22 protein-coding genes, 3 tRNA genes and 3 rRNA genes are annotated in these 25,896 nt (G+C 57.2%); 23 read left to right on the top strand and 5 right to left on the bottom strand.

The window, feature by feature from the left end; translation table 11 throughout:
- Positions 1–63 precede the first annotated feature (63 nt).
- The 9 genes from hisA (at position 64) to tatC (ending at position 5,459) form a co-directional block, all read left to right on the top strand.
- Positions 64–816, top strand: coding sequence for a 1-(5-phosphoribosyl)-5-[(5-phosphoribosylamino)methylideneamino]imidazole-4-carboxamide isomerase (hisA, locus tag ACSQ36_RS17375; protein WP_089166109.1), 753 nt, complete (start codon positions 64–66; stop codon positions 814–816).
- A 282-nt stretch (positions 817–1,098) separates the two neighbouring features.
- Positions 1,099–1,872 carry an imidazole glycerol phosphate synthase subunit HisF gene (hisF, locus tag ACSQ36_RS17370; RefSeq protein ID WP_213767158.1) on the top strand — a complete coding sequence of 258 codons (774 nt, stop codon included), beginning with the start codon at positions 1,099–1,101 and terminating at the stop codon, positions 1,870–1,872.
- A 3-nt stretch (positions 1,873–1,875) separates the two neighbouring features.
- A complete protein-coding gene (hisI, locus tag ACSQ36_RS17365) occupies positions 1,876–2,289 on the top strand; it encodes a phosphoribosyl-AMP cyclohydrolase (RefSeq protein WP_213767159.1) in 414 nt (137 codons plus the stop codon).
- A complete protein-coding gene (locus ACSQ36_RS17360; protein ID WP_436182829.1) occupies positions 2,289–2,669 on the top strand; it encodes a phosphoribosyl-ATP diphosphatase in 381 nt (126 codons plus the stop codon). The genes hisI and ACSQ36_RS17360 overlap by 1 nt, the downstream gene beginning before the upstream one ends.
- A 45-nt stretch (positions 2,670–2,714) precedes the next feature.
- The gene (locus ACSQ36_RS17355; RefSeq protein WP_436182828.1) at positions 2,715–3,107 is read left to right on the top strand and encodes a DUF4870 family protein; all 393 of its coding nucleotides are present in this window, start codon (positions 2,715–2,717) and stop codon (positions 3,105–3,107) included.
- A 54-nt stretch (positions 3,108–3,161) separates the two neighbouring features.
- A complete protein-coding gene (locus ACSQ36_RS17350) occupies positions 3,162–3,524 on the top strand; it encodes a histidine triad nucleotide-binding protein (RefSeq protein ID WP_213767161.1) in 363 nt (120 codons plus the stop codon).
- 191 nt (positions 3,525–3,715) lie between these two features.
- Entirely contained in the window at positions 3,716–3,946 is a 231-nt protein-coding gene (gene tatA / locus ACSQ36_RS17345) for a Sec-independent protein translocase subunit TatA (RefSeq protein WP_213767162.1), read from the top strand.
- 94 nt (positions 3,947–4,040) lie between these two features.
- On the top strand, positions 4,041–4,589 hold the full coding sequence (tatB, locus tag ACSQ36_RS17340) for a Sec-independent protein translocase protein TatB (RefSeq protein ID WP_436182827.1): 549 nt from the start codon (positions 4,041–4,043) through the stop codon (positions 4,587–4,589).
- A 69-nt stretch (positions 4,590–4,658) separates the two neighbouring features.
- Entirely contained in the window at positions 4,659–5,459 is an 801-nt protein-coding gene (gene tatC / locus ACSQ36_RS17335; RefSeq protein ID WP_213767164.1) for a twin-arginine translocase subunit TatC, read from the top strand.
- Between the two features lie 137 nt (positions 5,460–5,596).
- Here the strand turns inward: tatC and ACSQ36_RS17330 are convergent, their stop codons facing one another.
- Entirely contained in the window at positions 5,597–6,820 is a 1,224-nt protein-coding gene (locus tag ACSQ36_RS17330) for a S1C family serine protease (RefSeq protein WP_436182826.1), read from the bottom strand.
- Between the two features lie 20 nt (positions 6,821–6,840).
- On the opposite strand from ACSQ36_RS17330, the gene ACSQ36_RS17325 reads away from it, so the two are divergent.
- The 13 genes from ACSQ36_RS17325 to ACSQ36_RS17265 all read left to right on the top strand — a co-directional run bounded on the left by ACSQ36_RS17325 (position 6,841) and on the right by ACSQ36_RS17265 (position 20,084).
- On the top strand, positions 6,841–7,587 hold the full coding sequence (locus ACSQ36_RS17325) for a Nif3-like dinuclear metal center hexameric protein (RefSeq protein WP_436182825.1): 747 nt from the start codon (positions 6,841–6,843) through the stop codon (positions 7,585–7,587).
- A gap of 204 nt (positions 7,588–7,791) precedes the next feature.
- Entirely contained in the window at positions 7,792–8,412 is a 621-nt protein-coding gene (gene petA, locus ACSQ36_RS17320; RefSeq protein WP_436182824.1) for a ubiquinol-cytochrome c reductase iron-sulfur subunit, read from the top strand.
- Positions 8,412–9,794, top strand: coding sequence for a cytochrome b (locus ACSQ36_RS17315; RefSeq protein WP_213767168.1), 1,383 nt, complete (start codon positions 8,412–8,414; stop codon positions 9,792–9,794). Before petA ends, ACSQ36_RS17315 begins: the two co-directional genes overlap by 1 nt.
- A 19-nt stretch (positions 9,795–9,813) precedes the next feature.
- Positions 9,814–10,566 (top strand): cytochrome c1, encoded by a 753-nt coding sequence (locus ACSQ36_RS17310; protein ID WP_436182823.1) that lies wholly within the window; start codon positions 9,814–9,816, stop codon positions 10,564–10,566.
- Positions 10,567–10,663: 97 nt separating this feature from the next.
- Positions 10,664–11,275 (top strand): glutathione S-transferase N-terminal domain-containing protein, encoded by a 612-nt coding sequence (locus ACSQ36_RS17305; protein ID WP_031362199.1) that lies wholly within the window; start codon positions 10,664–10,666, stop codon positions 11,273–11,275.
- Positions 11,276–11,339: 64 nt separating this feature from the next.
- Positions 11,340–11,855, top strand: a complete 516-nt coding sequence (locus tag ACSQ36_RS17300) for a ClpXP protease specificity-enhancing factor (protein ID WP_436182822.1) — start codon at positions 11,340–11,342, stop codon at positions 11,853–11,855.
- Positions 11,856–11,873: 18 nt separating this feature from the next.
- Positions 11,874–11,949, top strand: a tRNA-Thr gene (locus ACSQ36_RS17295).
- A gap of 992 nt (positions 11,950–12,941) precedes the next feature.
- A 16S ribosomal RNA gene (locus ACSQ36_RS17290) occupies positions 12,942–14,472 on the top strand.
- A gap of 69 nt (positions 14,473–14,541) precedes the next feature.
- A tRNA-Ile gene (locus ACSQ36_RS17285) sits at positions 14,542–14,618 on the top strand.
- Positions 14,619–14,693: 75 nt separating this feature from the next.
- Positions 14,694–14,769: transfer RNA gene (locus ACSQ36_RS17280), tRNA-Ala, on the top strand.
- Positions 14,770–15,096: 327 nt separating this feature from the next.
- Positions 15,097–17,977 (top strand): 23S ribosomal RNA (locus ACSQ36_RS17275).
- Between the two features lie 188 nt (positions 17,978–18,165).
- A 5S ribosomal RNA gene (gene rrf, locus ACSQ36_RS17270) occupies positions 18,166–18,278 on the top strand.
- The 16S, 23S and 5S rRNA genes sit together here with 2 tRNA genes alongside, the layout of an rRNA operon.
- A gap of 192 nt (positions 18,279–18,470) precedes the next feature.
- Positions 18,471–20,084: an NAD(P)/FAD-dependent oxidoreductase gene (locus ACSQ36_RS17265; RefSeq protein WP_436182821.1), complete on the top strand. Its 1,614-nt coding sequence runs from the start codon at positions 18,471–18,473 to the stop codon at positions 20,082–20,084.
- 684 nt (positions 20,085–20,768) lie between these two features.
- Here the strand turns inward: ACSQ36_RS17265 and ACSQ36_RS17260 are convergent.
- The 3 genes from ACSQ36_RS17260 to ACSQ36_RS17250 are packed head-to-tail and all read right to left on the bottom strand — an operon-like array spanning position 20,769 to position 24,480.
- A complete protein-coding gene (locus tag ACSQ36_RS17260; RefSeq protein ID WP_436182820.1) occupies positions 20,769–22,310 on the bottom strand; it encodes a UxaA family hydrolase in 1,542 nt (513 codons plus the stop codon).
- Positions 22,311–22,322: 12 nt separating this feature from the next.
- Complete coding sequence (locus tag ACSQ36_RS17255) at positions 22,323–23,441, bottom strand: mannitol dehydrogenase family protein (RefSeq protein WP_436182819.1); 1,119 nt, start codon at positions 23,439–23,441, stop codon at positions 22,323–22,325.
- 16 nt (positions 23,442–23,457) lie between these two features.
- Positions 23,458–24,480, bottom strand: coding sequence for a zinc-binding alcohol dehydrogenase family protein (locus ACSQ36_RS17250; RefSeq protein ID WP_436182818.1), 1,023 nt, complete (start codon positions 24,478–24,480; stop codon positions 23,458–23,460).
- A 170-nt stretch (positions 24,481–24,650) separates the two neighbouring features.
- On the opposite strand from ACSQ36_RS17250, the gene ACSQ36_RS17245 reads away from it, so the two are divergent.
- Positions 24,651–25,358, top strand: coding sequence for a FadR/GntR family transcriptional regulator (locus ACSQ36_RS17245; RefSeq protein WP_436182817.1), 708 nt, complete (start codon positions 24,651–24,653; stop codon positions 25,356–25,358).
- Positions 25,359–25,435: 77 nt separating this feature from the next.
- Here ACSQ36_RS17245 and ACSQ36_RS17240 read toward each other — a convergent pair whose 3' ends face one another.
- Positions 25,436–25,756: a hypothetical protein gene (locus ACSQ36_RS17240; RefSeq protein ID WP_031362147.1), complete on the bottom strand. Its 321-nt coding sequence runs from the start codon at positions 25,754–25,756 to the stop codon at positions 25,436–25,438.
- Positions 25,757–25,896: the final 140 nt, after the last annotated feature.

Genomic DNA, 25,896 nt, shown 5'->3' with positions numbered 1-25,896 from the left:
AACAGGGCGCTGTGCCCAAATTTGCAACCGTTCGATCAACCCTCATCCGATAACGCTATTTCTATGTTGCTCATTCCGGCCATCGATCTAAAAGACGGTCAGTGCGTACGCCTCAAACAAGGCGATATGGACCAGGCGACCATTTTTTCCGAAGATCCGGCGGCAATGGCCCGGCTATGGGTCGATCGGGGCGCACGGCGGCTTCATCTCGTCGACCTGAACGGCGCGTTTGCCGGCAAGCCGAAAAACGAAGAAGCCATCCGCGCGATCATCAAGGAAGTCGGTAACGACATCCCGGTGCAGCTCGGCGGCGGCATTCGCGACCTGAACACCATCGAACGCTATCTCGATGACGGTCTGGAGTACGTGATCATCGGCACGGCGGCGGTGAAAAATCCGGGCTTCCTGCAAGATGCGTGCACCGCGTTTGCGGGTCATATCATCGTCGGGCTGGATGCGAAGGACGGTAAGGTCGCTACCGACGGCTGGAGCAAGCTGACGGGGCACGAAGTCATCGACCTCGGCCGCAAGTTCGAAGACTACGGCTGCGAGGCGATCATCTATACGGATATCGGCCGCGACGGCATGTTGCAGGGCATCAACATTGAAGCCACTGTGCGCCTCGCGCAAGCCGTCAAGATTCCGGTGATTGCGAGCGGCGGATTATCGAACCTGGGCGACATCGACTCCCTGTGCGAAGTGGAAGACGAAGGCATTTCCGGCGTGATTTGCGGGCGCGCGATTTATTCGGGCGACCTGGATTTCGCCGCCGCGCAAGCGCGCGCCGACAAGCTGCGCGAAGCCGACGACGCCTGAGCCTAAGTCTTACGCCTAAGTCTTAAGCCTAAGCAGCCGCATGTTGCGAGGGCGCCGCGCAGTCGTGGGTTACCTGACCACGCGGCGACTTTTTCGGGCCGCCTGATTTAAGCGCCTTATGTGCTTCCGGACAGTTTTCTGCTCAGCCTGATCGAGGCGCGCCGCAAGTCCGTACAGGCGGGGCGGCCATTCGTTTCGTTTCTTTCCGCGACGGTCAATTTCGATTGAACCGCCTCGCTTATCCTAAGCACTCACTCGCAGCGCAACGGCATTCGTAACAACATGGCTCTCGCTAAACGCATCATCCCGTGTCTCGATGTCACCGCTGGCCGCGTGGTCAAGGGCGTCAATTTCCTCGAATTGCGCGATGCGGGCGATCCCGTCGAAATTGCTCGCCGATACGACGACCAGGGCGCCGACGAACTCACGTTCCTCGACATCACCGCCACCTCCGACCAGCGTGACCTGATCCTGCCGATCATCGAACAGGTGGCGTCGCAGGTCTTTATCCCGCTGACCGTTGGCGGCGGCGTGCGCGCGGTGGAAGACGTGCGTCGGCTGCTGAACGCGGGCGCCGACAAGATCAGCATGAATTCATCGGCGGTGGCGAATCCGCAACTCGTGCGCGATGCATCGGACAAACACGGTTCGCAGTGCATCGTGGTGGCCATCGACGCAAAGCGTGTCAGCGCCGTGGGCGAAACCCCGCGTTGGGAAGTTTTCACGCACGGTGGCCGCAAGAACACGGGACTCGACGTGATCGAGTGGGCGCGCAAGATGGCGGAATTTGGCGCCGGCGAAATCCTGCTGACCAGCATGGATCGTGACGGCACGAAAAGCGGCTTCGATCTTGCGCTGACGCGCGCGGTGTCCGACGCTATTTCGATTCCGGTGATTGCATCGGGCGGCGTGGGTTCGCTCGCGCATCTGGCCGACGGCATCACCGAAGGTCACGCCGATGCGGTGCTTGCCGCCAGCATTTTCCACTATGGCGAACACACGGTCGGCGAGGCGAAACGCTTCATGGCCGATCAGGGTATTTCGGTGAGGATTTAAGCGGTGACTGCACAAACTGAAGAAGCGAGTTGGCTCGATAAGGTCAAGTGGGACGCGAACGGTCTCGTGCCGGTGATCGCTCAGGAATCCACAACGGGTGACGTGCTGATGTTCGCGTGGATGAACCGCGAAGCGTTGGCGAAGACCATCGAATTGAAGCGCGCCGTGTATTACTCGCGTTCGCGCCAGCGCCTGTGGTTCAAGGGCGAGGAATCGGGACACGTCCAGCACGTGCATGAAGTCCGGCTCGATTGCGATGAAGACGTCGTATTGCTCAAAGTGGAGCAGGTGTCGGGCATTGCGTGCCACACCGGCCGCCATTCGTGCTTTTTCCAGAAATTCGAGGGATCGGTCAAAACGGGCGACTGGATCGCGGTCGATCCGGTCTTGATGGACCCTGAACATATCTATAAGTAATGACTCAAGCCACGCTTTCCACGCAAGACACGTTGCTGCGCCTCGCGGCGATTATCGATAGCCGCAAGGGCGGAGATCCGGAACAATCCTACGTTTCCCGACTCTTTCATAAAGGTGACGACGCCGTTCTCAAGAAGATCGGTGAGGAAGCTACCGAAGTCGTGCTGGCCGCCAAGGACGCGCGACACGGCGGTGCACCCAAGGCGCTTGTCGGCGAAGTGGCCGACTTGTGGTTCCATTGTCTCGTGATGTTGTCCCATTTCGACCTCGGTCCGGCAGACGTCATTGCCGAACTGGAACGGCGAGAGGGGATGTCGGGGATCGAAGAAAAGGCGTTACGCAAATCCCGCGATCGTGAGCAGAACGAAAACGGCGGCTAAGCTGCAGGGTCGGGTCACGTTCGACCGGTCGCCGAGGAGGATGAAATGAATCAGCCTTATGAGCCTTATCCGCCGCCTGTTTACCAAAACTCGCCCGAATCCGAACGCCTGCGCAGCTTGCGCACGCTGACCCACGTGCTATATGCGCTTTACGCCGCGTACTGGCTCACTGGCGGGTTGACCGTGCTGATCGCGGTCATCATCAATTACCTGAAACGCGATGACGTCGCGGGAACGCCGTATGAAGCGCATTTCCGGTGGCAGATCCGCACCTTCTGGTGGGCGTTGCTCGGTCATGTGATCGGCATAGCGCTGATCTGGGTGTTTATCGGCTTCCCCATTTTGTTCATGGTCGGCATCTGGACGCTGTATCGCGTTATAAAGGGCTGGCTGTTTTTGTACGAGAACAAGCCATTGCAACCGGGTGCCTGGGTTTGAGACCGAACGCCTGATCTTCAACATGCATTCATATCGGGATATCCCGCGACACACATGAGCCAAGAGAACTGCATTTTCTGTAAGATCGCTGCAGGAGAAATTCCGAGCAAGAAAGTCCATGAAGACGATGAATTCGTTGCTTTTCATGATATCAACCCGGCCGCGCCCGTCCATGTGCTGGTGATCCCGCGTAAACATATTGAGACGCTGTCGAGCTGCACCGAAGCCGATGCGCCGCTGCTTGGTAGAATGCTGAGCCTGACGGCACGGCTTGCCAGTGAGTTGGGCGTTGCGTACACGGGCGGCGAAACTGGTTTCCGGACGGTCATCAATACCGGTCCGGGCGGCGGGCAAGAGGTGTATCACATTCACGCTCATATCCTCGCCGGGGAACGTCCGTGGCGTCGGATGGGCTGAAGGATCGTCGATGGACACGGCTGATCGTGTGATCAAAATGTAATGAAAACGAAAGCGTCTTTCCATCGCAATATTAGGCGTGCAAGATATCGGTTTAATCATCGGGGCGTCGACGCTCCGACTCGGGCCGCAAGGCCCACATTCTTCGTCGCGAGCGACATGCGCGGCGAAGCCAAGGAGAGTTTTCAGTCATGGGTTCGTTGAGCATTTGGCATTGGTTGATCGTTTTGCTGATCGTGGCACTGGTCTTCGGCACGAAGAAACTGCGCAACATCGGCGGGGATCTGGGCGGTGCGGTAAAGGGTTTCAAGGAAGGTATGAAGGAAGGCGAAGGGACGCCGGCCGAGCAGCGCGAATTGCCGCGCAACGGTACGGTCGACGTAGAAGCGAAGGACAAGACTCGTTCGAGCGACTACCGCTAATCAAGCTGATTAATCTGACCCAGGTAATCTGACCCAGGCACGGTAAGCCCGGCACCGGTCACCTTCACTCGCCACCCTCAGGATCTTCGATTCCATGCTCGACCTTGGTCTGACCAAAATGGCGCTGATTGGCGTCGTCGCGCTGGTAGTGCTCGGGCCGGAACGCTTGCCCGGTGTGGCACGAACAGCAGGCGCGCTGTTTGGCCGCGCACAGCGGTATATCAACGACGTCAAGGCCGAAGTCTCGCGTGAGATGGAACTCGACGAGTTGAAGAAGATGCGCACCGAGTTCGAAACGGCGGCATCGAATGTCGAGAACAAGATTCACGACAATCTTCGCCAGCACGAAAACGAACTCAACGACGCCTGGAACCAGGGCACGTCCGTGTCGGACAGCGTGGCGGGCGGTGGCGACCCGAATCTGACGCACGTTTCCGGGGACACCTGGCGTTCGAACTCGGACAACACGTTCAGCAGCAGCAACGCGTCGCCGGCGAAACGCAAGAACTGGCGTGTCAAGCAGGCCGCCATTCCGAACTGGTACAAGCGCACCACGTTACGCAAGACGCGCGTTCAGTCAGGTGCGGCGCGCGTGGCGCGGCATACGCCTGAGACGCTGCGTCGTCCCACGCGGTTTTTCTGATGTTTGCGCCACTTCCATTGCGCGAACGCCAACTTCCCTTCCATCGATGAATCCCAGCAGAGGGCCGGCGTGAGCGACCCGCAACAGATTAAAGACGAGCCCGTCGAAGAGACGTTTATCTCGCACCTGGTCGAACTGCGTGACCGCATCATCCGCGCAGGCGCTTCAGTCATCGTCGTGTTCATCGGGCTGGTTTATTGGGCACCGGACATATTCAGGCTGCTCGCGCGTCCGCTGATGCAGAACTTGCCGAAGGACGGCAAGATGATCGTCACTGACGTCACTGGCTCGTTCTTTGTGCCAATGAAGGTGACCATGATGGTCGCGCTTGTCATAGCGCTGCCCATTGTGCTGTACCAGATCTGGGCGTTTATCGCGCCGGGGCTGTATCAGCACGAAAAGAAGCTGGTCGTGCCGCTGGTCGGGAGCAGCTATGTCCTGTTCCTGTGCGGCATGGCGTTCGCCTATTTCGTCGTGTTTCCCACCATTTTCCGCGTGATGGCGCATTACAACGCGCCGCTCGGTGCGGAAATGACGACGGATATCGATAATTACCTGAGCTTCGTCCTCACCATGTTCCTCGCGTTCGGCGTGACCTTCGAGGTGCCGATCATCGTGGTGATCCTCGCGCGCATGGGGTTCGTCACCATCAAGAAGTTGCGGCAGATCCGGCCGTACGTGATTGTCGGCGCGTTCGTGATTTCCGCCGTGGTGACGCCGCCGGACGTGTTCTCGCAACTGATCCTGGCTGTGCCGCTGATCATTCTTTACGAGGTCGGCATCATTGCGGCACGGTTGATCGTGGGCAAGGACAAGATCAAGGAGCAGGAAGCGGACGCTGCAGAGGACGCGAAGCGGGAAGAGGAGTGAGGGTTTCAGTCGCCGGGTGACGGGCAAGAATACAAAAAAGGGGCCGTTCCAGACGTGAGTTGGAACGGCCCCTTTGGTTTGTGCGCGTTACAAGTACGAGGAGTTGCCGGTCAACGATCGGCGGCAACGTTCCTAGTTCACTCGTCGTTTTGATCCCCGCCGCCGTTATCATCGTCCGGTGCCTGGGGCTGCTTGGGCTGCATCGGTCGTTTGCCGATTACCACGCTCAGGTCCAGTTCCTTGCTTTTGCGCATCAGATGCACCTTCACCGACGTTCCCGGCTTGATCTGTGCGACTACATTCAGCAGGCGCGTGGTGTCGGTGATAGTGTCGTCGTTGATGCTGATCAGGATGTCGCCGGGCTTGATGCCGGCTTTATCGGCCGGTCCGCCTTGCAATACGCCCGCCACGATCGCGCCGGACTTTTGCTCGAGCCCGAACGATTCCGCGATTTCCGGCGTCACGTCCTGCGGTTCCACGCCAATCCAGCCGCGCGTGACCGTGCCCGTGGTGATGATGCTTTCCAGCACGCTGCGCGCCGTTGACACGGGAATGGCAAAGCCAATCCCGAGCGAGCCGCCGCTGCGCGAATAGATCGCCGTATTGATGCCGAGCAGATTACCGTTCACGTCCACCAGCGCGCCGCCGGAATTACCCGGGTTGATGGCCGCGTCGGTCTGGATAAAATTCTCGAAGGTATTGATGCCGAGGTGATTGCGCCCGAGCGCGCTGACAATCCCCATGGTCACCGTCTGCCCGACGCCAAACGGATTGCCGATCGCCAGCACCACGTCGCCCACGCGCGTCTGGTCCATGCGGCCGAGCGTGATGGTCGGCAGGTTGGTCATGTTGATCTTCAGCACGGCGAGATCGGTTTCCGGATCCACGCCGATTACTTTGGCCGACGACGTCCGTCCGTCAGCCAAAGCAACTTCGATCTGATCAGCCCCATCGACGACATGTTGGTTCGTTAGAATGTAGCCTTCGGAGCTGACAATCACGCCTGAGCCGAGATTCGACGCCGGCGTTTCGTCGCCCTTACGCTTGTTCTTGTCGCCGAAGAAATAGCGGAACAGCGGGTCTTTCGCGCGCGGATCGGGCGGTAATGTGCCGTCCTTGCTCGAAAACACGTTGACCACGGCGGGCATCGCTTTCTGCGCGCCATCCGCATAGGACGATTGGGCGGGCCGGGAACCGATGCTTGGCGCAACTTCCTGCAACGCGACGATCGGTTCGGCGAGTTGCTTGCCGAACGTTCCCTGGCGTTGAAGCCACTGCGGTTTCAAGGTCGCGACGATGAACATCAGCGCCAAAAGCACGGTCACCGCTTGGGCAAAAAACAGCCAGAAGCGTCTAAGCATTTGATGGAATAGAGGAATTCATGGATCGGATCGAACTAGAATTGTATCTGAACAATCTGCTTGAAATCGGGCGCTTCAAGGACTATTGCCCGAATGGTCTGCAGGTTGAAGGCTCACGTCGCGTGGGCAAACTGGCGACCGGCGTGACAGCGTCGCAGGCGTTCCTGGACGCGGCCATCGAGTGGGGCGCCGACGCCGTGCTCGTACATCATGGCTACTTCTGGAAGAACGAAGCGCCGCAGGTCACGGGCCGCAAATACCGGCGGCTGAAGACGCTGCTGGACCATGATATCAACCTGTTCGCGTACCACCTGCCGCTCGATTCGCATCCCGAATTCGGCAATAACGCCCAGCTTGGCGCGCGTCTTGGCTTGATCGCGGACAACCGTTTCGGCGACCAGGATCTCGGCTGGATTGCGTCGTTGCCGGTGCCGTTGTCGCTCGAGCATTTCACCGCGACGGTCGAGAACGAATTAGGGCGCAAGCCGCTCGTATTCGGTAACCCGGATTGGGAACTGCGTCGCGTGGCGTGGTGCACAGGCGGCGCGCAAGGTTTCTTCGACGAAGCCATTGCCGCCGGCGCCGATGTCTACATAAGCGGCGAAGTCTCCGAGCAGACCATGCACATCGCGGCGGAAAGCGGCGTAGCCTACGTTGCGGCAGGGCATCATGCCACTGAACGATACGGCGTTCAGGCGCTCGGCGCCCATGTGGCCGAGCATTTCGATATCGAACACGTTTTTATCGATATCGATAATCCGGTGTGATTATCTTGCAGTGCAATAAATAATCGAATGGGTTAAATAACCCCTTCATTCCCTACTCACGATAAGTGCGGGGAAACCCTTAAGAATGAAGGACTTCGAGCGTTTTTTGCTATTCAACTCTTGTAAATGACGACTCCATTCGCGCACACTAGCGTCGGTAGAACGACCTGACGGTATAAATCCAACTCAGAAGTGGGGCGTGTGATGCGAGACAACGAAGATCAACGCGTCGACGGCAGCCGCCGAACCTGGCTGATCACGACGACCGTAATGGGCGGAATTGGTGGCGTAGCGGCTTGCGTCCCGTTCGTCGGGTCGTTTGCACCGTCGGAAAAAGCCAAGGCAGCGGGCGCGCCGGTCGAAGTCGATATATCAGGTCTCAAGCCTGGCGACCTGATGACGGTTGCCTGGCGCGGCAAGCCTGTCTGGATTTTGAATCGTACCGACGAAATGCTCGCCGACGTGAAGAAGGCCGATCCCGAGCTCGCGGATCCGCAATCGAAGAAAGTATTCAGCATGCCGCTGCCGGAATACTGCAATAACGAATACCGTTCGCGCACCGATCATAAGAATTTGCTTGTCGCCGTGGCCGTCTGCACGCACCTCGGCTGCACCCCTACGCCGCGTTTCCAGGAAGGCGCCCAGCCCAATCTCCCCGACGACTGGCCCGGCGGTTTTCTCTGCCCGTGCCACGGTTCGACCTATGACCTGTCCGGCCGCGTCTTCAAGAACAAGCCCGCACCGGACAACCTGGACATCCCGCCTTATATGTTCACTTCGGCGACGTCACTCGTGATTGGCAAGGACGAAAAGGGAGAAGCGTAATGGCGGCTACCGACAAGGAAGTGGAAACAACGGGGTTTCTGGGCTGGATCGACCGGCGGTTTCCGCTGACATCGACCTGGAAGGCGCACGTTTCCGAGTACTACGCACCGAAGAATTTCAACTTCTGGTACATCTTCGGCTCGCTGGCGCTGCTGGTGCTGGTGAACCAGATCGTCACCGGCATCTTCCTGACAATGAACTACAAGCCCGATGCGACGCTCGCGTTCGCATCGGTCGAATACATCATGCGGGAAGTGCCGTGGGGCTGGCTGATCCGCTACATGCACTCCACGGGCGCGTCGATGTTCTTCGTCGTCGTGTATCTGCACATGTTCCGCGGGCTGTTGTACGGCTCGTATCGCAAGCCGCGCGAACTCGTTTGGATCTTCGGCTGCGCGATTTTCCTGTGCCTGATGGCCGAGGCGTTCTTCGGCTACCTGCTGCCGTGGGGCCAGATGTCGTTCTGGGGCGCGCAGGTGATCGTGAACCTGTTCTCGGCGATTCCGTTCATCGGCCCGGATCTGTCGCTCTGGATTCGCGGCGATTACGTGGTGTCGGACGTGACTCTCAACCGCTTTTTTGCGTTCCACGTGGTCGCCATTCCGCTCGTGCTGATCGGACTGGTGGTCGCCCACCTGGTCGCGCTGCACGAAGTGGGATCGAATAACCCGGATGGCATCGAGATCAAGGCGAAGAAGGACGAGAAAGGCATTCCACTCGATGGCATCCCGTTCCATCCGTACTACTCCGTCCACGACTTCATGGGCGTGTGCGTGTTCCTGTTCATCTTCGCTGCGATCATTTTCTTCGCGCCGGAAATGGGCGGCTATTTCCTCGAAGCCAATAACTTCGTGCCGGCGAACTCGCTGCAGACGCCGAACGAGATTGCCCCAGTCTGGTATTTCACCGCCTTCTACGCGATGCTCCGCGCCACGACCGACCCGTTCAAGATTGTCCTGATGATCGTGGTTGCGTTGCTGGGCGTACTGGCGTTGTTGCGAGCGCGCGGCAAATGGCGGATCGGTTTGCCGGTGCTGGCGTTGCTGATGGTCGTGTTCATGGCGTTCACCGAATCGAAATTCTGGGGCGTGGTGGTGATGGGTACAGCCGTGGTATCGCTGTTCTTCCTGCCGTGGCTTGACCGAAGTCCTGTCAAATCCATTCGCTATCGGCCGTTTTTCCACAAAGTGTTCTATGGCGTCTTTGTGTTCGCGTTCCTGGTACTTGGCTATCTCGGCACGAAACCGCCGTCACCGGCCAGCACATTGATAGCGCAGATCTGTGCATTGATTTATTTCGCGTTTTTCCTCGGCATGCCCTTCTGGACGACGCGCGGCCGCTTCAAACAGCCGCCCGACCGCGTGCGGTACAAGCCGCATTGACCCCAAAGGAGACACGACGATGAAAAAATGGTTTTCTACCCTCGCGGTGATTGGCGCGGCGCTGCTGTCGTTCGGCCTGACCCCGGCGCACGCGCAGGAAGTGCCGCTGGACGCCGCGCCCGATAGCTCCGAAAATTTTGCTTCGCTTCAACATGGCGCAAAATTGTTTGTAAACTATTGCCTGAATTGCCACAGCGCCAATTTGATGCGTTACAACCGGCTGACGGACATCGGCATCGATCCGAAGGAGATCGAGGATAATTTGCTTTTCACGACCGACAAGGTCGGCAATACGATGACGATCGCCATGCGTCCCGATGACGCAAAAACGTGGTTCGGGGCGGCGCCGCCGGATTTGTCGGTGGAGGCGAGGGCGCGTGGCAAGGACTGGATCTACACGTACTTGCGGAGTTTTTATCGCGACGATACCCGGCCGACCGGCTGGAACAATCTCGTGTATGAAAACGTCGCCATGCCCCATGTGCTGTGGGAGTTGCAGGGTATTCGGACGGCGAAATTCGATACCGACGTCGACGAAAAAACCGGTGAAAAGGTCAAACATTTCGCGGGTTATACCCAAGTGACTCCGGGGACGATGTCGCCAGTAGATTATGATTCGGCTATGGCCGATCTGGTTTCGTACCTTTCGTGGATGGCGGAACCGGCCCAGCAGGAGCGAAAGCAGCTGGGTGTCTGGGTCCTGATGTTCTTGGGAGTTTTGAGCTTTCTGGCGTGGCGCCTCAACGCGGCATACTGGAAGCAAATTAAATAACACGCCGCGATCGGTGTGGGTCAGCGTGGACGAAGCGCCTCCTAGCAGGCGCTTTTCGCACGCTGGCCCTTATGTTTTTCTGAAGGGACTTTTAATCATGATGGTTTTGTACTCCGGCACTACCTGCCCGTTCTCCCAGCGCTGCCGGCTGGTGTTGTTCGAAAAGGGCATGGACTTCGAAATCCGCGACGTTGACCTGTTCAACAAGCCGGAAGACATCGCGGTGATGAATCCGTACGGCCAGGTTCCCATTTTGGTCGAACGCGACCTGATCCTGTACGAATCGAACATCATCAACGAATACATCGATGAGCGTTTTCCGCATCCGCAACTCATGCCCGCCGATCCGGTGCAACGCGCTCGCGCTCGCCTGTTCCTGCTGAACTTCGAGAAAGAGCTGTTCGTGCACGTCGGCACGCTGGAAAACGAAAAGGGCAAGGCTGCGGAAAAGAATCACGAGAAGGCGCGCAACGCCATCCGCGATCGCCTGACGCAACTCGCCCCCATTTTCCTGAAGAACAAGTACATGCTCGGCGAAGAGTTTTCCATGCTCGACGTCGCCATCGCGCCGCTGCTGTGGCGCCTGGATCACTATGGCATCGAGCTGTCGAAGAACGCTGCGCCGTTGATGAAGTACGCCGAGCGAATTTTTAGCCGTCCGGCCTACATCGAAGCGCTGACGCCTTCGGAAAAGGTAATGCGTCGCTAATATTTTCGATTGGCGGGCGCGCCGGCTCGACCGGCGGCGCTCCCCATCGATCGAGGGCAAGTCGATGCAAGAAATATCCACCAAGCCTTATCTACTGCGCGCGCTCTACGAGTGGTGCACGGATAACGGCTTTACGCCGCATATCGCGGTGCGGGTCGACAACGGCACGCGCGTGCCGCGCCAGTTCGTGCGCAATGATGAGATCGTGCTGAACATCAGCTTCGAGGCTACGAGCCAGTTGCAGATGGGCAATGAGTGGATCGAGTTCAGTGCACGCTTTTCTGGCAAGTCGCACAAGATCGAAGTGCAGGTCACCAACGTGCTGGCTATCTATGCACGAGAGAATGGCCAGGGCATGGCCTTTCCCGTCGATCCCGCTGCGATCGGCGCGGCGCCGGACGTGTCGGGCGAGAACGGGCCGCGTTCGTCGGAGCTGGGTCCGGAGGAAAGTGGGGCTGAGCGGATCGAGCACCGTGAGACGACGGCGTCAGCACGCGACGCACGAGATGACAATGAGTCGCCTCCTGACGACGATGGGTCGAAATCATCTGGTCGAGGCCACCTCAAGGTCGTCAAATGAAGTAAAATCGCTGACTTCGCCGGCTTAGCTCATCAGGTAGAGCAGTTGATTTGTAATCAGAAGGTGGCGGGTTCGAGTCCTGCAGCCGGCACCAGTTTAGCTTTTCATGAAGTACCAAGATGTATTGAACCCCGCGCCCGGTAACGGTCTGCGGGGTTTTTTGTTTTCGGCGGCTTCAATCGCTCGATGCTGAATAGCGCGATGGGGGTGGTCCTTGGGGGTCTTGGCCGGCATCTTTGCGTCGTCATTCGCTGCAAAGCAGCATCTGGTTCGGAAACCGGGAGAGTTTCCGAGATGGCGCCGGGAAGCAAATTTCCGAAACAGTGCGGCACGAAGTCGAGTAAATCACCACGGTCTTCGAGGCGCTTGGTACTTGAGACTTGATCGGCCGATGCCCGATGCCAAAGGGTGCGATAGCGACTCGCCCCCGATCGATTCCGCATATTCATCAGAAGGTCTTCTCAGCGAGCAATCACGCGTGTCTGGTCGTAGTTCTTCCTCATATTTCGCTGGATTCGCGCAGACTCTTCACGTGCCATTAATAATCTTTTCACAAACCCCTTGCGCAACGTCTGAGGGGGCACTAGAATTCGGCCTCTTCGCTTCTGGATGAGGCGAAGAGAAGCGGGAAGTAAGGGCGTTAGCTGTTCAATTTCGGTACCCGGAGAGCCAAGCAGGACGGTGCTTCGACGGAATTGGAAAGTCCAGGTGGTCGAGATGATGTTTGTCACGAAGCGGTAAAAAACCTGTTGACGGAAAGCGAAACGCAGGACATAATCTCGTTTCTGTGCTGCACGAGCAGCGACGCGAAAGCGGTGGGGTTCTGAGGGTTGGGGCTTTGCGGTTTGAGCGAATGTTCTTTAAAAACTAACAGCCGATAAGTGTGGGCGCTTGGTGTTTTGCTGAGAAGCGTGGTGGTGTTTTCCGGGGTTTCTCGGGAGACGCTGCCGTGAAGCGAAAGTATCAAGTCTCACACTAGTATTAAGGTAGGTTTTGAGCGTCTTTCCGAAAGGGAAGATGGGAGGAACTTGTCAGTACGTTGAGTGAGCGACCTATTCGCAAGAATAGAAAACAGTAACAGGCATTGAACTGAAGAGTTTGATCCTGGCTCAGATTGAACGCTGGCGGCATGCCTTACACATGCAAGTCGAACGGCAGCACGGGGGTAACCCTGGTGGCGAGTGGCGAACGGGTGAGTAATACATCGGAACGTGTCCTGTAGTGGGGGATAGCCCGGCGAAAGCCGGATTAATACCGCATACGATCTACGGAAGAAAGCGGGGGATCGAAAGACCTCGCGCTATAGGGGCGGCCGATGGCAGATTAGCTAGTTGGTGGGGTAAAGGCCTACCAAGGCGACGATCTGTAGCTGGTCTGAGAGGACGACCAGCCACACTGGGACTGAGACACGGCCCAGACTCCTACGGGAGGCAGCAGTGGGGAATTTTGGACAATGGGGGAAACCCTGATCCAGCAATGCCGCGTGTGTGAAGAAGGCCTTCGGGTTGTAAAGCACTTTTGTCCGGAAAGAAAACTTCTGCCCTAATACGGCGGGAGGATGACGGTACCGGAAGAATAAGCACCGGCTAACTACGTGCCAGCAGCCGCGGTAATACGTAGGGTGCGAGCGTTAATCGGAATTACTGGGCGTAAAGCGTGCGCAGGCGGTTCGTTAAGACAGATGTGAAATCCCCGGGCTTAACCTGGGAACTGCATTTGTGACTGGCGAGCTAGAGTATGGCAGAGGGGGGTAGAATTCCACGTGTAGCAGTGAAATGCGTAGAGATGTGGAGGAATACCGATGGCGAAGGCAGCCCCCTGGGCCAATACTGACGCTCATGCACGAAAGCGTGGGGAGCAAACAGGATTAGATACCCTGGTAGTCCACGCCCTAAACGATGTCAACTAGTTGTTGGGTCTTCATTGACTTAGTAACGTAGCTAACGCGTGAAGTTGACCGCCTGGGGAGTACGGTCGCAAGATTAAAACTCAAAGGAATTGACGGGGACCCGCACAAGCGGTGGATGATGTGGATTAATTCGATGCAACGCGAAAAACCTTACCTACCCTTGACATGGTCGGAACCCTGCTGAAAGGTGGGGGTGCTCGAAAGAGAACCGATACACAGGTGCTGCATGGCTGTCGTCAGCTCGTGTCGTGAGATGTTGGGTTAAGTCCCGCAACGAGCGCAACCCTTGTCCTTAGTTGCTACGCAAGAGCACTCTAAGGAGACTGCCGGTGACAAACCGGAGGAAGGTGGGGATGACGTCAAGTCCTCATGGCCCTTATGGGTAGGGCTTCACACGTCATACAATGGTCGGAACAGAGGGCTGCCAACCCGTGAGGGGGAGCTAATCCCAGAAAACCGATCGTAGTCCGGATCGTAGTCTGCAACTCGACTACGTGAAGCTGGAATCGCTAGTAATCGCGGATCAGCATGCCGCGGTGAATACGTTCCCGGGTCTTGTACACACCGCCCGTCACACCATGGGAGTGGGTTTTACCAGAAGTGGCTAGTCTAACCGCAAGGAGGACGGTCACCACGGTAGGATTCATGACTGGGGTGAAGTCGTAACAAGGTAGCCGTATCGGAAGGTGCGGCTGGATCACCTCCTTTCTCGAGCTCAACGTTTCAAAGTGAAGTGCTAAAGCGCTCACGCTTATCGGCTGTAAGAAGACAGGCTAAGGGTCTGTAGCTCAGTTGGTTAGAGCACCGTCTTGATAAGGCGGGGGTCGTTGGTTCGAATCCAACCAGACCCACCATGATTCGCTTGAAAGTGATTGACGAAAGTTAATCGCATTCAAACCAATCTACGGACCCTTCAGCATCGCGGTACTGGGGGATTAGCTCAGCTGGGAGAGCACCTGCTTTGCAAGCAGGGGGTCGTCGGTTCGATCCCGTCATCCTCCACCAATCACCAACGCATAGCATTCTTTATAAAGAGAGTGATTACGCATTGGCGATTGAGCCAGTCAGTAAGCAACTTAAAGCATAGCGCTTTAAGTTGTGCTGTCGTTCTTTAACAATCTGGAAGAAGTAGTAAAGAGATTCACGAAAGTACACTTAGAGATGGGTGTGTGAGTAGGTGAATCAGGGTTGTGATTGTATCAATGTATGAAAAGGTGATCGAAAGATTGCTTTGGAATACGGCGCAACACGAATACTCAACCTATAGCGAGGTGAAGAAAAACACGGTCCGGGGCAACCTGGGTAGTGTTTGGAGAGACACACTCGTTATAGGGTCAAGCGAACAAGTGCATGTGGTGGATGCCTTGGCGATCACAGGCGATGAAGGACGCGGTAGCCTGCGAAAAGCTACGGGGAGCTGGCAAACGAGCTTTGATCCGTAGATGTCCGAATGGGGAAACCCGGCCCTTCTGGGTCATCCTAGACTGAATACATAGGTCTAGTGAAGCGAACGCGGTGAACTGAAACATCTAAGTAACCGCAGGAAAAGAAATCAACCGAGATTCCCAAAGTAGTGGCGAGCGAAATGGGATCAGCCTGTACTCTTTAGCACGACCGTTAGCCGAACACTCTGGAAAGTGTGACCATAGCAGGTGATAGTCCTGTAGGCGAAAGCGGATGTGTGGAACTAGGTGTACGACAAGTAGGGCGGGACACGTGAAATCCTGTCTGAAGATGGGGGGACCATCCTCCAAGGCTAAATACTCGTGATCGACCGATAGTGAACCAGTACCGTGAGGGAAAGGCGAAAAGAACCCCGGGAGGGGAGTGAAATAGATCCTGAAACCGCATGCATACAAACAGTCGGAGCCTCGCAAGGGGTGACGGCGTACCTTTTGTATAATGGGTCAGCGACTTACGTTCAGTAGCAAGGTTAACTGATTAAGGCAGCCGTAGCGAAAGCGAGTCCGAATAGGGCGTTCAGTTGCTGGGCGTAGACCCGAAACCAAGTGATCTATCCATGGCCAGGTTGAAGGTGCGGTAACACGTACTGGAGGACCGAACCCACTAATGTTGAAAAATTAGGGGATGAGCTGTGGATAGGGGTGAAAGGCTAAACAAACTTGGAAATAGCTGGTTCTCTCCGAAAACTATTTAGGTAGTGCCTCGTGTATCACCTTCGGGGGTAGAGCACTGTCATGGTTGTGGGGTCCATTGCGGATTACTACGCCATAGCAAACTCCGAATACCGAAGAGTGCAATCACGGGAGACAGACATCGGGTGCTAACGTCCGGTGTCAAGAGGGAAACAACCCAGACCGCCAGCTAAGGTCCCCAAATATTGCTAAGTGGGAAACGAAGTGGGAAGGCTAAAACAGTCAGGAAGTTGGCTTAGAAGCAGCCATCTTTTAAAGAAAGCGTAATAGCTCACTGATCGAGTCGTCCTGCGCGGAAGATGTAACGGGGCTAAGCAATATACCGAAGCTGCGGATGCGGGATTTATCCCGCATGGTAGGAGAGCGTTCCGTAAGCCTGTGAAGGTGCATTGAAAAGTGTGCTGGAGGTATCGGAAGTGCGAATGCTGACATGAGTAGCGATAAAGGGGGTGAAAAGCCCCCTCGCCGTAAGCCCAAGGTTTCCTACGCAACGTTCATCGGCGTAGGGTGAGTCGGCCCCTAAGGCGAGGCAGAAATGCGTAGCTGATGGGAAGCAGGTTAATATTCCTGCACCATTGTTAAATGCGATGGGGGGACGGATCGCGGAAGGTTGTCCGGGTGTTGGAAGTCCCGGTCCTTGCATTGGAGAAGGCGCTTAGGCAAATCCGGGCGCGGAATTCAAGGGTGTGAGGCGAGCCGCTTAGGTGGCGAAGCAATCGGAAGTGGTTCCAAGAAAAGCCTCTAAGCTTCAGTTTAACAAGACCGTACCGCAAACCGACACAGGTGGGCGAGATGAGTATTCTAAGGCGCTTGAGAGAACTCGGGAGAAGGAACTCGGCAAATTGGTACCGTAACTTCGGGATAAGGTACGCCCCTGTAGCTTGACTGGCCTGCGCCAGGAGGGTGAAGGGGTTGCAATAAACTGGTGGCTGCGACTGTTTAATAAAAACACAGCACTCTGCAAACACGAAAGTGGACGTATAGGGTGTGACGCCTGCCCGGTGCCGGAAGATTAAATGATGGGGTGCAAGCTCTTGATTGAAGTCCCGGTAAACGGCGGCCGTAACTATAACGGTCCTAAGGTAGCGAAATTCCTTGTCGGGTAAGTTCCGACCTGCACGAATGGCGTAACGATGGCCACACTGTCTCCTCCCGAGACTCAGCGAAGTTGAAGTGTTTGTGATGATGCAATCTCCCCGCGGCTAGACGGAAAGACCCCATGAACCTTTACTGTAGCTTTGCATTGGACTTTGAACCGATCTGTGTAGGATAGGTGGGAGGCTATGAAACCGGAACGCTAGTTTCGGTGGAGCCGTCCTTGAAATACCACCCTGGTTTGTTTGAGGTTCTAACCTTGGTCCGTGATCCGGATCGGGGACAGTGCATGGTAGGCAGTTTGACTGGGGCGGTCTCCTCCCAAAGTGTAACGGAGGAGTACGAAGGTACGCTAGGTACGGTCGGAAATCGTGCTGATAGTGCAATGGCATAAGCGTGCTTAACTGCGAGACCGACAAGTCGAGCAGGTGCGAAAGCAGGTCATAGTGATCCGGTGGTTCTGTATGGAAGGGCCATCGCTCAACGGATAAAAGGTACTCTGGGGATAACAGGCTGATACCGCCCAAGAGTTCATATCGACGGCGGTGTTTGGCACCTCGATGTCGGCTCATCTCATCCTGGGGCTGTAGCCGGTCCCAAGGGTATGGCTGTTCGCCATTTAAAGAGGTACGTGAGCTGGGTTTAAAACGTCGTGAGACAGTTTGGTCCCTATCTGCCGTGGGCGTTGGATATTTGAAGGGGGCTGCTCCTAGTACGAGAGGACCGGAGTGGACGAACCTCTGGTGTACCGGTTGTCACGCCAGTGGCATCGCCGGGTAGCTATGTTCGGAAGAGATAACCGCTGAAAGCATCTAAGCGGGAAACTCGCCTTGAGATGAGATATCCCTGGAGCTTTAAGCTCCTTGAAGGGTCGTTCTAGACCAGGACGTTGATAGGTCAGGTGTGGAAGTGCAGTAATGCATTAAGCTAACTGATACTAATTGCCCGTAAGGCTTGATCCTATAACAAGTGTGTCTCCTATGGCCCAGTGCCAGACGAACGCGCAAGGTTGAGATCAGTGTTGTGCCAGTACTAAACACAACCCCAAGCAACACCAGTAATAACGAGGCGTGCTCAACACATGCACTCGACTACTTCTTCCCCAGATTGGTTGTGATGGCCTTAACCCCCACCACAACACCCCTTTATGCCTGATGACCATAGCGAGTCGGTACCACCCCTTCCCATCCCGAACAGGACCGTGAAACGACTCCACGCCAATGATAGTGCGGATTCCCGTGTGAAAGTAGGTAATCGTCAGGCTCCTCATCTGTTGCTCGTAACCTGTGCAGCTAAACAAAAACCCCACCCCACAAAGGTGGGGTTTTTGCGTTTCGGAACGCCGCTTCATACAACTCGCTTCCAACACCACAACACACCGGCTTGCTCGTTCTTCAACACGCTAAAATACCGCTTTAGCCGGATGTCTTCACGGCTTTTGTAAAACAGGTCCCCATGCTACGTCTAAGCGAAATCAAGCTGCCGCTTGAGCATTCGGAAAGCGAACTCGAGTCGGCAATTCGCTCACGTCTCGCGCTTATTCATGTCCCCGCCGATGGTCTGATCCGCTATACGGTATTCCGTCGCGCGCACGATGCGCGCAAGCGCTCAGACATCAAACTCACGTACATCGTCGATGTCGACGTGAAGGACGAAGCCGCCGCACTTCGTTACCTGAACGATCAGCCGCATTGCACCGTAACGCCAGACATGGCGTACAAATTCGTCACGAAGGCGCCGGTGTCGATGACATCGCCGAGGCCTGTAGTGATCGGCATGGGACCGTGCGGTTTGTTCGCCGGATTGATTCTCGCGCAGATGGGCTTTCGTCCCATCATCCTGGAACGTGGCAAGGCTGTTCGCGAACGGACCAAGGACACTTGGGGCTTGTGGCGAAAAAACGTGCTGAACCCCGAGTCGAACGTGCAGTTTGGCGAAGGCGGTGCCGGGACGTTTTCGGACGGCAAGCTCTACAGCCAGATCAAAGACCCGAAGCACTACGGGCGTAAGGTGCTCGAAGAGTTCGTGCTTGCCGGCGCGCCCGAAGACATTCTCTATCTGAGCCGCCCGCATATCGGTACGTTCCGACTGGTGGGGATGGTCGAGAAAATGCGCGCGACAATTCATCAACTCGGTGGTGAGGTGCGCTTCGAATCGCGTGTCGAAGATATTGAGATCGATGGCGGCAAGGTGCGAAGTCTCACGCTTTCGAACGGCGAAACGCTGCGCTGCGACCACGTCGTGTTGTCGGTGGGACATAGCGCACGAGACACGTTCGAGATGCTGCACGATCGCGGCGTCTACATGGAGGCAAAACCGTTTTCGCTCGGGTTCCGGATCGAGCATCCGCAAGGGTTGATTGATCGGAGCCGGTTCGGCAAATTTGCCGGCCATAAGCTACTAGGCGCAGCCGACTACAAAGTCGTCCATCATTGCAGCAACGGTCGGGCGGTCTATAGTTTTTGCATGTGTCCGGGTGGAACGGTGGTAGCGGCAGCATCGGAACCGGGACGTGTCGTCACGAACGGGATGAGCCAATATTCGCGCAATGAGCGTAATGCAAATGCAGGCATTGTCGTCGGAATTACGCCGGACGATTTCCCGGGCGGTCCGCTAGCAGGGATCGCGTTTCAAAGGCAGTGGGAGGAGCGCGCGTTCGAGCTTGGCGGCGGTGATTACTGTGCGCCGGCGCAGTTGGTCGGCGACTTTATTGCGAGACGGCCGTCTACCGAGCAGGGGTCCGTCGAACCGTCGTACAAACCCGGCGTTCGTATGACTGACCTGACCACCGCATTGCCCGAGTACGTGGTTGAGGCGATTCGTGAAGCATTGCCGCAGATCGACAAGAAGATTCCCGGCTTCGCCATGCACGATGCGGTGCTGACGGGCGTCGAAACGCGCACGTCGTCACCAATACGAGTTCGCCGAAAGGACGATTATCAAAGCGTGAATGTCGATGGTCTTTATCCGGCGGGCGAAGGTGCGGGATATGCCGGTGGTATTTATTCGGCCGCGATCGATGGGATAGAAGTGGCCGAGGCGCTGGCATTGAAAATGATGGCGGGTTAAGGCGCTGTGCCGCGTCGGCCTGATGATCGAATGCTGCCCATGACGACGTATTTATTCGCCAGTGCCCGACGGGTTACCCGCGGCTGAGGCACGGTCGCCGGACGATGGCGGATCTACTTCTCGCGATGCCTCGGCGCGGGAATGCAAATGGTCGCGCGAGCTAGATTTTATTTCGCCACAGTCGATGCCCAGTTGATTTTCGCAAGCGTTCCTTCGCGCTGACTCCGCTATCGAGGCAGGCGGTTTGTTGATACAGATCGCCTTTGCAATCGCCGCTGTCCGTCGCGCATCGATGCCCGTTGTCGATGTCTCACGGGTGAGTGCGAGCCGTGATGCCACATATCGATCGATGCCCAGTCGATTTTGGCCAGCGTTCCTTCGCGCTACCTCAGCTATCCAGGCAGGCGGTTCGTTGGCGCAGATCGCCCTTGCCGTCGCCGCTGTCCGTCGCGCGTCGATGTCCCACGGGTGAGCGCGAGCCACGACGCTGCATTTCACCGTCGCAATTGATGCGCAGTCGATTTCGACCGGTTGCTCCAGGCAACTTGTCATTTCCCGCAGCGTACGAATATGGCCGGCGTATATCGCGCAAGAATGCCTTAGCCGCGATCAATGGCATCGAAACGATAAAAGCACAGAAACAAACGATGATCAGCGCGCTTCGCCAATATCAATCAAAACCCATCACGTAATCACACCCACCTGCCACGGCACGAACTCGTTCTGCCCGTAACCGTGCGCTTCGCTCTTCGATGGAACCCCCGACGCGCAGTCCAGCATCATCTGAAAAATGGCTTCTCCAAGCTGATCGATGGATGCCGTTCCGTCGACAACCCCACCGCAGTTGATATCGATGTCTTCTTCCTGCCGCTCCCACAGCGCCGTGTTCGTGGCGAGTTTGAGCGAAGGCGAGGGCGCGCAGCCGTAAGCCGAGCCACGTCCTGTTGTGAAGCAGATCAGATTCGCACCCGACGCAACCTGGCCTGTCGCCGAGACCGGGTCGTACCCGGGCGAGTCCATGAACACAAAACCCTTCGCATCGATAGGTTGAGCGTATTCATAGACCTCCACGAGCTTTGTCGTGCCACCTTTCGCCACCGCGCCTAGTGACTTTTCGAGGATCGTGGTCAAGCCGCCGACCTTGTTCCCTGCAGATGGATTGTTGTCCATCGCCGCACCGTTTCGCGCGCAATAATCCTCCCACCACTTGATGCGCGTCAGCAGTTTTTCGCCGACTTCCCGGCTCACCGCCCGTCGCGTGAGCAGATGCTCCGCACCGTAGACCTCGGGCGTCTCCGAGAGAATCGCCGTGCCGCCATGCTGAACCAGGCGGTCGACGGCCGCGCCCAGTGCTGGATTCGCCGAGATCCCCGAATAACCGTCCGAACCCCCGCATTGCAATCCGACCACCAAATGCGACGCCGGCACGGGTTCGCGTTCGACGCGGTTGGCATCGGCGAGCAGTTCTTTCACCATCGCGATGCCGCGTTCGATCGTCTTGCGCGTGCCGCCGCTGTCCTGGATCGTGAAGCTGCGCAGTTTCGCGCCGTTATCTTTCAGGCCAGCCGAATTGAGGATGCCTGAGATCTGATTCGTCTCGCAGCCCAGGCCGATAAACAGCACCGAATGAAAGTTCGGATGGACGGCGTAACCCGCGAGGGTGCGGCGCAAGATAGCGATGCCGTCGCCGAGAGAATCGATGCCGCAGCCCAGACCATGCGTCAACGCGATCACGCCATCCACGTTCGGATAATCGGCGAGCGCTTCAGGACGGACATCGCGGCGAAAGTGATCGGCGATAGCTCGTGCCACCGTGGCCGAGCAGTTCACACTCGTCAGGATACCGATGTAATTGCGCGTGGCCACACGACCGTCATCGCGACGAATACCCATGAATATGGCGGGTTTATCGGCAAAATGGGTTTCGCGGATATCGACACCGAACTCGTGCTCGCGCTCGAAATTCGCCATGCCGAGGTTGTGGACATGAACATGCTGGCCACGCGAGATGGCATTCAGTGCCACCCCGATGATCTGGTTGTAGCGCCGTACGGCTTCACCTTTGGCGATGTCGCGCGTCGCTATCTTGTGGCCCGGCGGAATCAGCCCGCTCACCACAAGCGGCTCGACTTCAGACGTAATGCGCGCGCCCGACATGAGCTGACGCGTCGCGATCACGACATCGTCGTTGGGATGAAGGCGGATAACGGTGTGATCGATAGGCATGGTAAGTATTCCTCAGGACAGCGCCGCGATAAGCCGCCGCTGGTCGATATTCAAGCCGAGTTGATGCGCGAGCTCGACAGCCTGTTTGAAACGGCGTTGTTTTTTCTCTGCGTGGTTACGCGCGATGTCGGAGAGCCGGTGATCGAGGAACGGATTCTCGAAACGGTCCCGGACATCGACGAGATAGGCGCGTGCGGCGTCGTGCTCGCCGAGGGCATCGAAGATTGGCAGCACTTCGTCGCGCCATGTCGATTCCAATGTCGTACGCCATGCTTCGTTGCGCATGGCGTCGCGGACGTTGGTATCGGCTGAGGCTTGATCTGCGAGCCAGAGTTCCGCGAGCATCGTATGGCCGAGGTTGAGCAGCAGAAGTTTGAGGCGCTCGTAGTGGGCGAGGTCGTCGGTGAGGACGATGTCCTCGTGCTCGCATGGAAGGACCATGCCGGGTTGGCGTTCAATTGCCCATAACGCGTAAGGCTCGGCAATGGCGCCAACGGGATGTATCGGCTCGGAGACAATGCGGTCGACCAGCGAATTTACCCAGATGCAATCGTGTTGCAGATAGCGGATGAACGCGTCGTCTGCTCGCCATTGCTTCGCCATGCCGATAACCAGGTCGCGCAATGTGTCGCCGTTACGCGATACCAGTTCGCAAGGCAGCAAGGTCATCGGCTCGGCGCTCGCGATAAACCGGTCGTGTAGCAAGAGCGCCAGCTTGGCGGGAAAACCGCGCGGGACGGAGTTTTCGTCAAGGCTTCGCGCGATGTCGTTTTCAAAGGAGGCGTAGCCGGTATCGCCGGTGTTCGACACGATCACCTTGACGTCGTGCCGCACGCGCTCACGTAGCGTTGGCCAGTCATCGGCGGCGTTGAGGGCTTCGGTGATCGCGTCGCATTGAACGGTGACGTCGACGGTCGCCGTGCCTTGCCGGCCGCGAATCCGCACCGGGTACACGCTTGAGGCGCGCAACGCATCTATCCGCGCCCGGCTCGGAGCATTCGATGTGCTCTGCACGACGGTAATCCGTCCGAGCGCCTGAGACGGCTCACGTCGCGCAGCCTCCGCAACGAACAAATCGACGTGCGCCTGGAGAAAGCGGCTCGTGCCGAACTGGAGAATCGGATTGCTCATCGTCTATACGGTCGTGTCAGCACTCGACCAGTGCTTTAATCACGCCCGCGGACGGGTCGAGCAGTTTGGAAAATTCGCTCGGCAAATCACTCAGCTTGAGCGTGTGCGTGTTCAGCGCCGCCGTGGGAATGAATCCCGCTCGCATGGCCTTCAGCACTGTTTCGAAGTCGTCCGGCGTGGCGTTACGGCTCGCGAGCAGGGTCGTCTCGCGTTTGTGAAACTCGGGATCGGCGAAGGAGATTCGGTCACTAACAATCGATATCAGCACGTATTTTCCGCCATGTGCGACAAACTCCAGGCCGCGCTCCATCGCTTTCACGTTGCCGGTGGCGTCGAAGACGATATCGAAAAACTCGTTACCCGTGAGTTCCGCAAGCTGTTTTGCATCCGCGGCGGCGCCGGTCGTATCCAGGCGCACGACATGGTCGGCGTTCAGCAGCGTCTCGCAGAATCGCAACCGGTCCTCGCGGCCATCGAGCACGGTGACTTCCGCGCCGCGCAGCTTGGCGAAGATCAACGCAGCCATTCCGATCGGCCCGGTGCCGACCACCAGCGCACGCTGTTTCGGCTGCACGTCGGCTCGCGCGACAGCGTGCGCCCCGATCGCCAGGAATTCGATCATTGCGGCTTGATCGAGCGTCACGCCGTCGGCTTTGAACACAAACGCCTGCGGCACGGCGAGTTGCTCGACGAGGCCGCCATCGGTATGGACACCCAGGACGCGAATATTCATGCAGCAATTCGGCTTTTTAGCCCGGCACGCGATACATTTCCCACACGCCAGATAGGGCATCACGTAAACCTGATCGCCCTTTGCCACGCGTGCGCCGGCCGGCGCGGATTCCACGATCCCCGACAACTCATGCCCCATCACCCGCGGATACGATAGATACGGCTGATTCCCGGTGTAGATATGCAAGTCCGTACCGCACACGCCGACACGCTTGATGCGGATCAGAACGTCGTCGATACCGGGTTCAGGCGATGGGCGATCAATCAGGACGAGCGAGCCGGGTTGTTCGCAGATGACAGTTTTCATGGGAATAGGATGATTTTTTTGGCCTTACCAGAACGCATGTTAGTTTCCTAAAACGGAATTGGTCAAGCCAATTAGCGCCGGCTAGGGGTTTGGCCTGACCATCGGGGCATCGTTGTTTAGAATTTAGCCTTTCCGCCGGTCCGGCCTGCCTGCCCACATAAGGAGCCTTCGTGGCTGTCAAACCCGTTGAGACGCGTCGTCTCTACCTTCAGATCGCCGATAAACTGCGCGCGCGGATCGAAGAACAAGGCTTCGCGCCGAACGGTCGCCTGCCGTCCGAGCGTGAGTTGGCGCTGATGCTGGGGGTGTCGAGGCCGTCGGTGAGAGAGGCGTTGGTGGCGCTGGAGCTGGAAGGGCGCGTGGAAATCCGGATGGGATCGGGCGTCTATATCTGTGCGCCGCCCGCGTCCGGATCGCGTCCGAATCCGCCGCCGGGAACGGAATTCGGCGAAAGTCTGCTCGAAATCATGACGGCGCGAATGGTGATCGAGGGGGCGATAGCGGCGAATGTTGCGGCGTTCGGCAAACCGAAGGCGCTCAAGGCGCTGCGCGAGATCTACGAAAGCATGGCGCGGGAAGTGGCGGACGGGCAAATTCCGCTGGCGGCGGACCGCGCGTTTCATTTAGCCGTCGCGCAGATGTCAGGAAACGATGTGCTGGTGCGCACGGTAGCGGGTCTTTTCGATGAACGGCATAGCCCGCTGTCATCCAAGCTGCGTGTACATTTTGAGGGGGAGGAAACCTGGGTGGCCGCGTTAAGCGAGCACAAGGACATATTGGACGCGCTCGAAGCGCGCGATGCCATTCAGGCCCAAGCGTCGATGCAGCGCCATTTGAAGGCGTCGTACGAGCGGCTGATGACGCGCCGCAAGCATTGAAAATATTGCATCAGGCCAGTCCGCACTCAACCCGGACTGGCCGCTGAACTACGTACAACCAGTATGCAAGCAACCGTTCAACCAGGATAAGCCTCGTCCACTTTCAGCCCGGCGAGCTTGAAGATTACGCGCAGCGTCTGCGGCGCAATCTCGCGCCGCGAGGCGAGGGTTGTCAACACGAAATCCATCACTTTCGCGTACTTGAGCATGGTCAGGCACGTTTCCATGTCGGTGGTGCCGTCGCGCATGACTTCCGCGAGCCGCAACATTTCGCCGGAAATTTCTCGGGCCATTTCGAGTTCAAGTTGCTGCTTTTCGCTCCACTCGGGCATTGACGTGAGCTTTGCAAGCATTTCCTGAAACTGCTGTTCGGCTTTACTGTCTCGGATTGGGTCCATCGCCGTCCTCATTTTGTTCGCGCGTTCCCTGTGGGAACATGCCGTGTGCGTTAGGTGTTACGTAACAGGCCGTGCGTCGACGTTCGCCGGTGTGTTTCACCGGCATGGCCTCGAGCGTTGCGGAGGTCTTAATTGGTCGC

Origin of the sequence: Caballeronia sp. LjRoot34, from assembly GCF_964253815.1 — a bacterium.
Lineage (GTDB): Bacteria > Pseudomonadota > Gammaproteobacteria > Burkholderiales > Burkholderiaceae > Caballeronia.
This window is presented reverse-complemented; position numbering and strand designations above follow the sequence as displayed.

Bases quoted from the DNA above. Each gene is read 5' to 3' on its own strand.
- ACSQ36_RS17240 (WP_031362147.1), bottom strand. From the start codon at position 25,756: ATGGACCCAATCCGAGACAGTAAAGCCGAACAGCAGTTTCAGGAAATG.
- ACSQ36_RS17350 (WP_213767161.1), top strand. From the start codon at position 3,162: ATGAGCCAAGAGAACTGCATTTTCTGTAAGATCGCTGCAGGAGAAATT.
- tatB (WP_436182827.1), top strand. From the start codon at position 4,041: ATGCTCGACCTTGGTCTGACCAAAATGGCGCTGATTGGCGTCGTCGCG.
- ACSQ36_RS17315 (WP_213767168.1), top strand. From the start codon at position 8,412: ATGGCGGCTACCGACAAGGAAGTGGAAACAACGGGGTTTCTGGGCTGG.
- ACSQ36_RS17255 (WP_436182819.1), bottom strand. From the start codon at position 23,441: ATGAGCAATCCGATTCTCCAGTTCGGCACGAGCCGCTTTCTCCAGGCG.
- ACSQ36_RS17250 (WP_436182818.1), bottom strand. From the start codon at position 24,480: ATGAAAACTGTCATCTGCGAACAACCCGGCTCGCTCGTCCTGATTGAT.
- ACSQ36_RS17325 (WP_436182825.1), top strand. From the start codon at position 6,841: ATGGATCGGATCGAACTAGAATTGTATCTGAACAATCTGCTTGAAATC.
- hisF (WP_213767158.1), top strand. From the start codon at position 1,099: ATGGCTCTCGCTAAACGCATCATCCCGTGTCTCGATGTCACCGCTGGC.
- ACSQ36_RS17355 (WP_436182828.1), top strand. From the start codon at position 2,715: ATGAATCAGCCTTATGAGCCTTATCCGCCGCCTGTTTACCAAAACTCG.
- ACSQ36_RS17300 (WP_436182822.1), top strand. From the start codon at position 11,340: ATGCAAGAAATATCCACCAAGCCTTATCTACTGCGCGCGCTCTACGAG.
- ACSQ36_RS17310 (WP_436182823.1), top strand. From the start codon at position 9,814: ATGAAAAAATGGTTTTCTACCCTCGCGGTGATTGGCGCGGCGCTGCTG.
- ACSQ36_RS17360 (WP_436182829.1), top strand. From the start codon at position 2,289: ATGACTCAAGCCACGCTTTCCACGCAAGACACGTTGCTGCGCCTCGCG.
- hisA (WP_089166109.1), top strand. From the start codon at position 64: ATGTTGCTCATTCCGGCCATCGATCTAAAAGACGGTCAGTGCGTACGC.
- ACSQ36_RS17265 (WP_436182821.1), top strand. From the start codon at position 18,471: ATGCTACGTCTAAGCGAAATCAAGCTGCCGCTTGAGCATTCGGAAAGC.
- tatA (WP_213767162.1), top strand. From the start codon at position 3,716: ATGGGTTCGTTGAGCATTTGGCATTGGTTGATCGTTTTGCTGATCGTG.
- ACSQ36_RS17305 (WP_031362199.1), top strand. From the start codon at position 10,664: ATGATGGTTTTGTACTCCGGCACTACCTGCCCGTTCTCCCAGCGCTGC.
- ACSQ36_RS17330 (WP_436182826.1), bottom strand. From the start codon at position 6,820: ATGCTTAGACGCTTCTGGCTGTTTTTTGCCCAAGCGGTGACCGTGCTT.
- petA (WP_436182824.1), top strand. From the start codon at position 7,792: ATGCGAGACAACGAAGATCAACGCGTCGACGGCAGCCGCCGAACCTGG.
- ACSQ36_RS17260 (WP_436182820.1), bottom strand. From the start codon at position 22,310: ATGCCTATCGATCACACCGTTATCCGCCTTCATCCCAACGACGATGTC.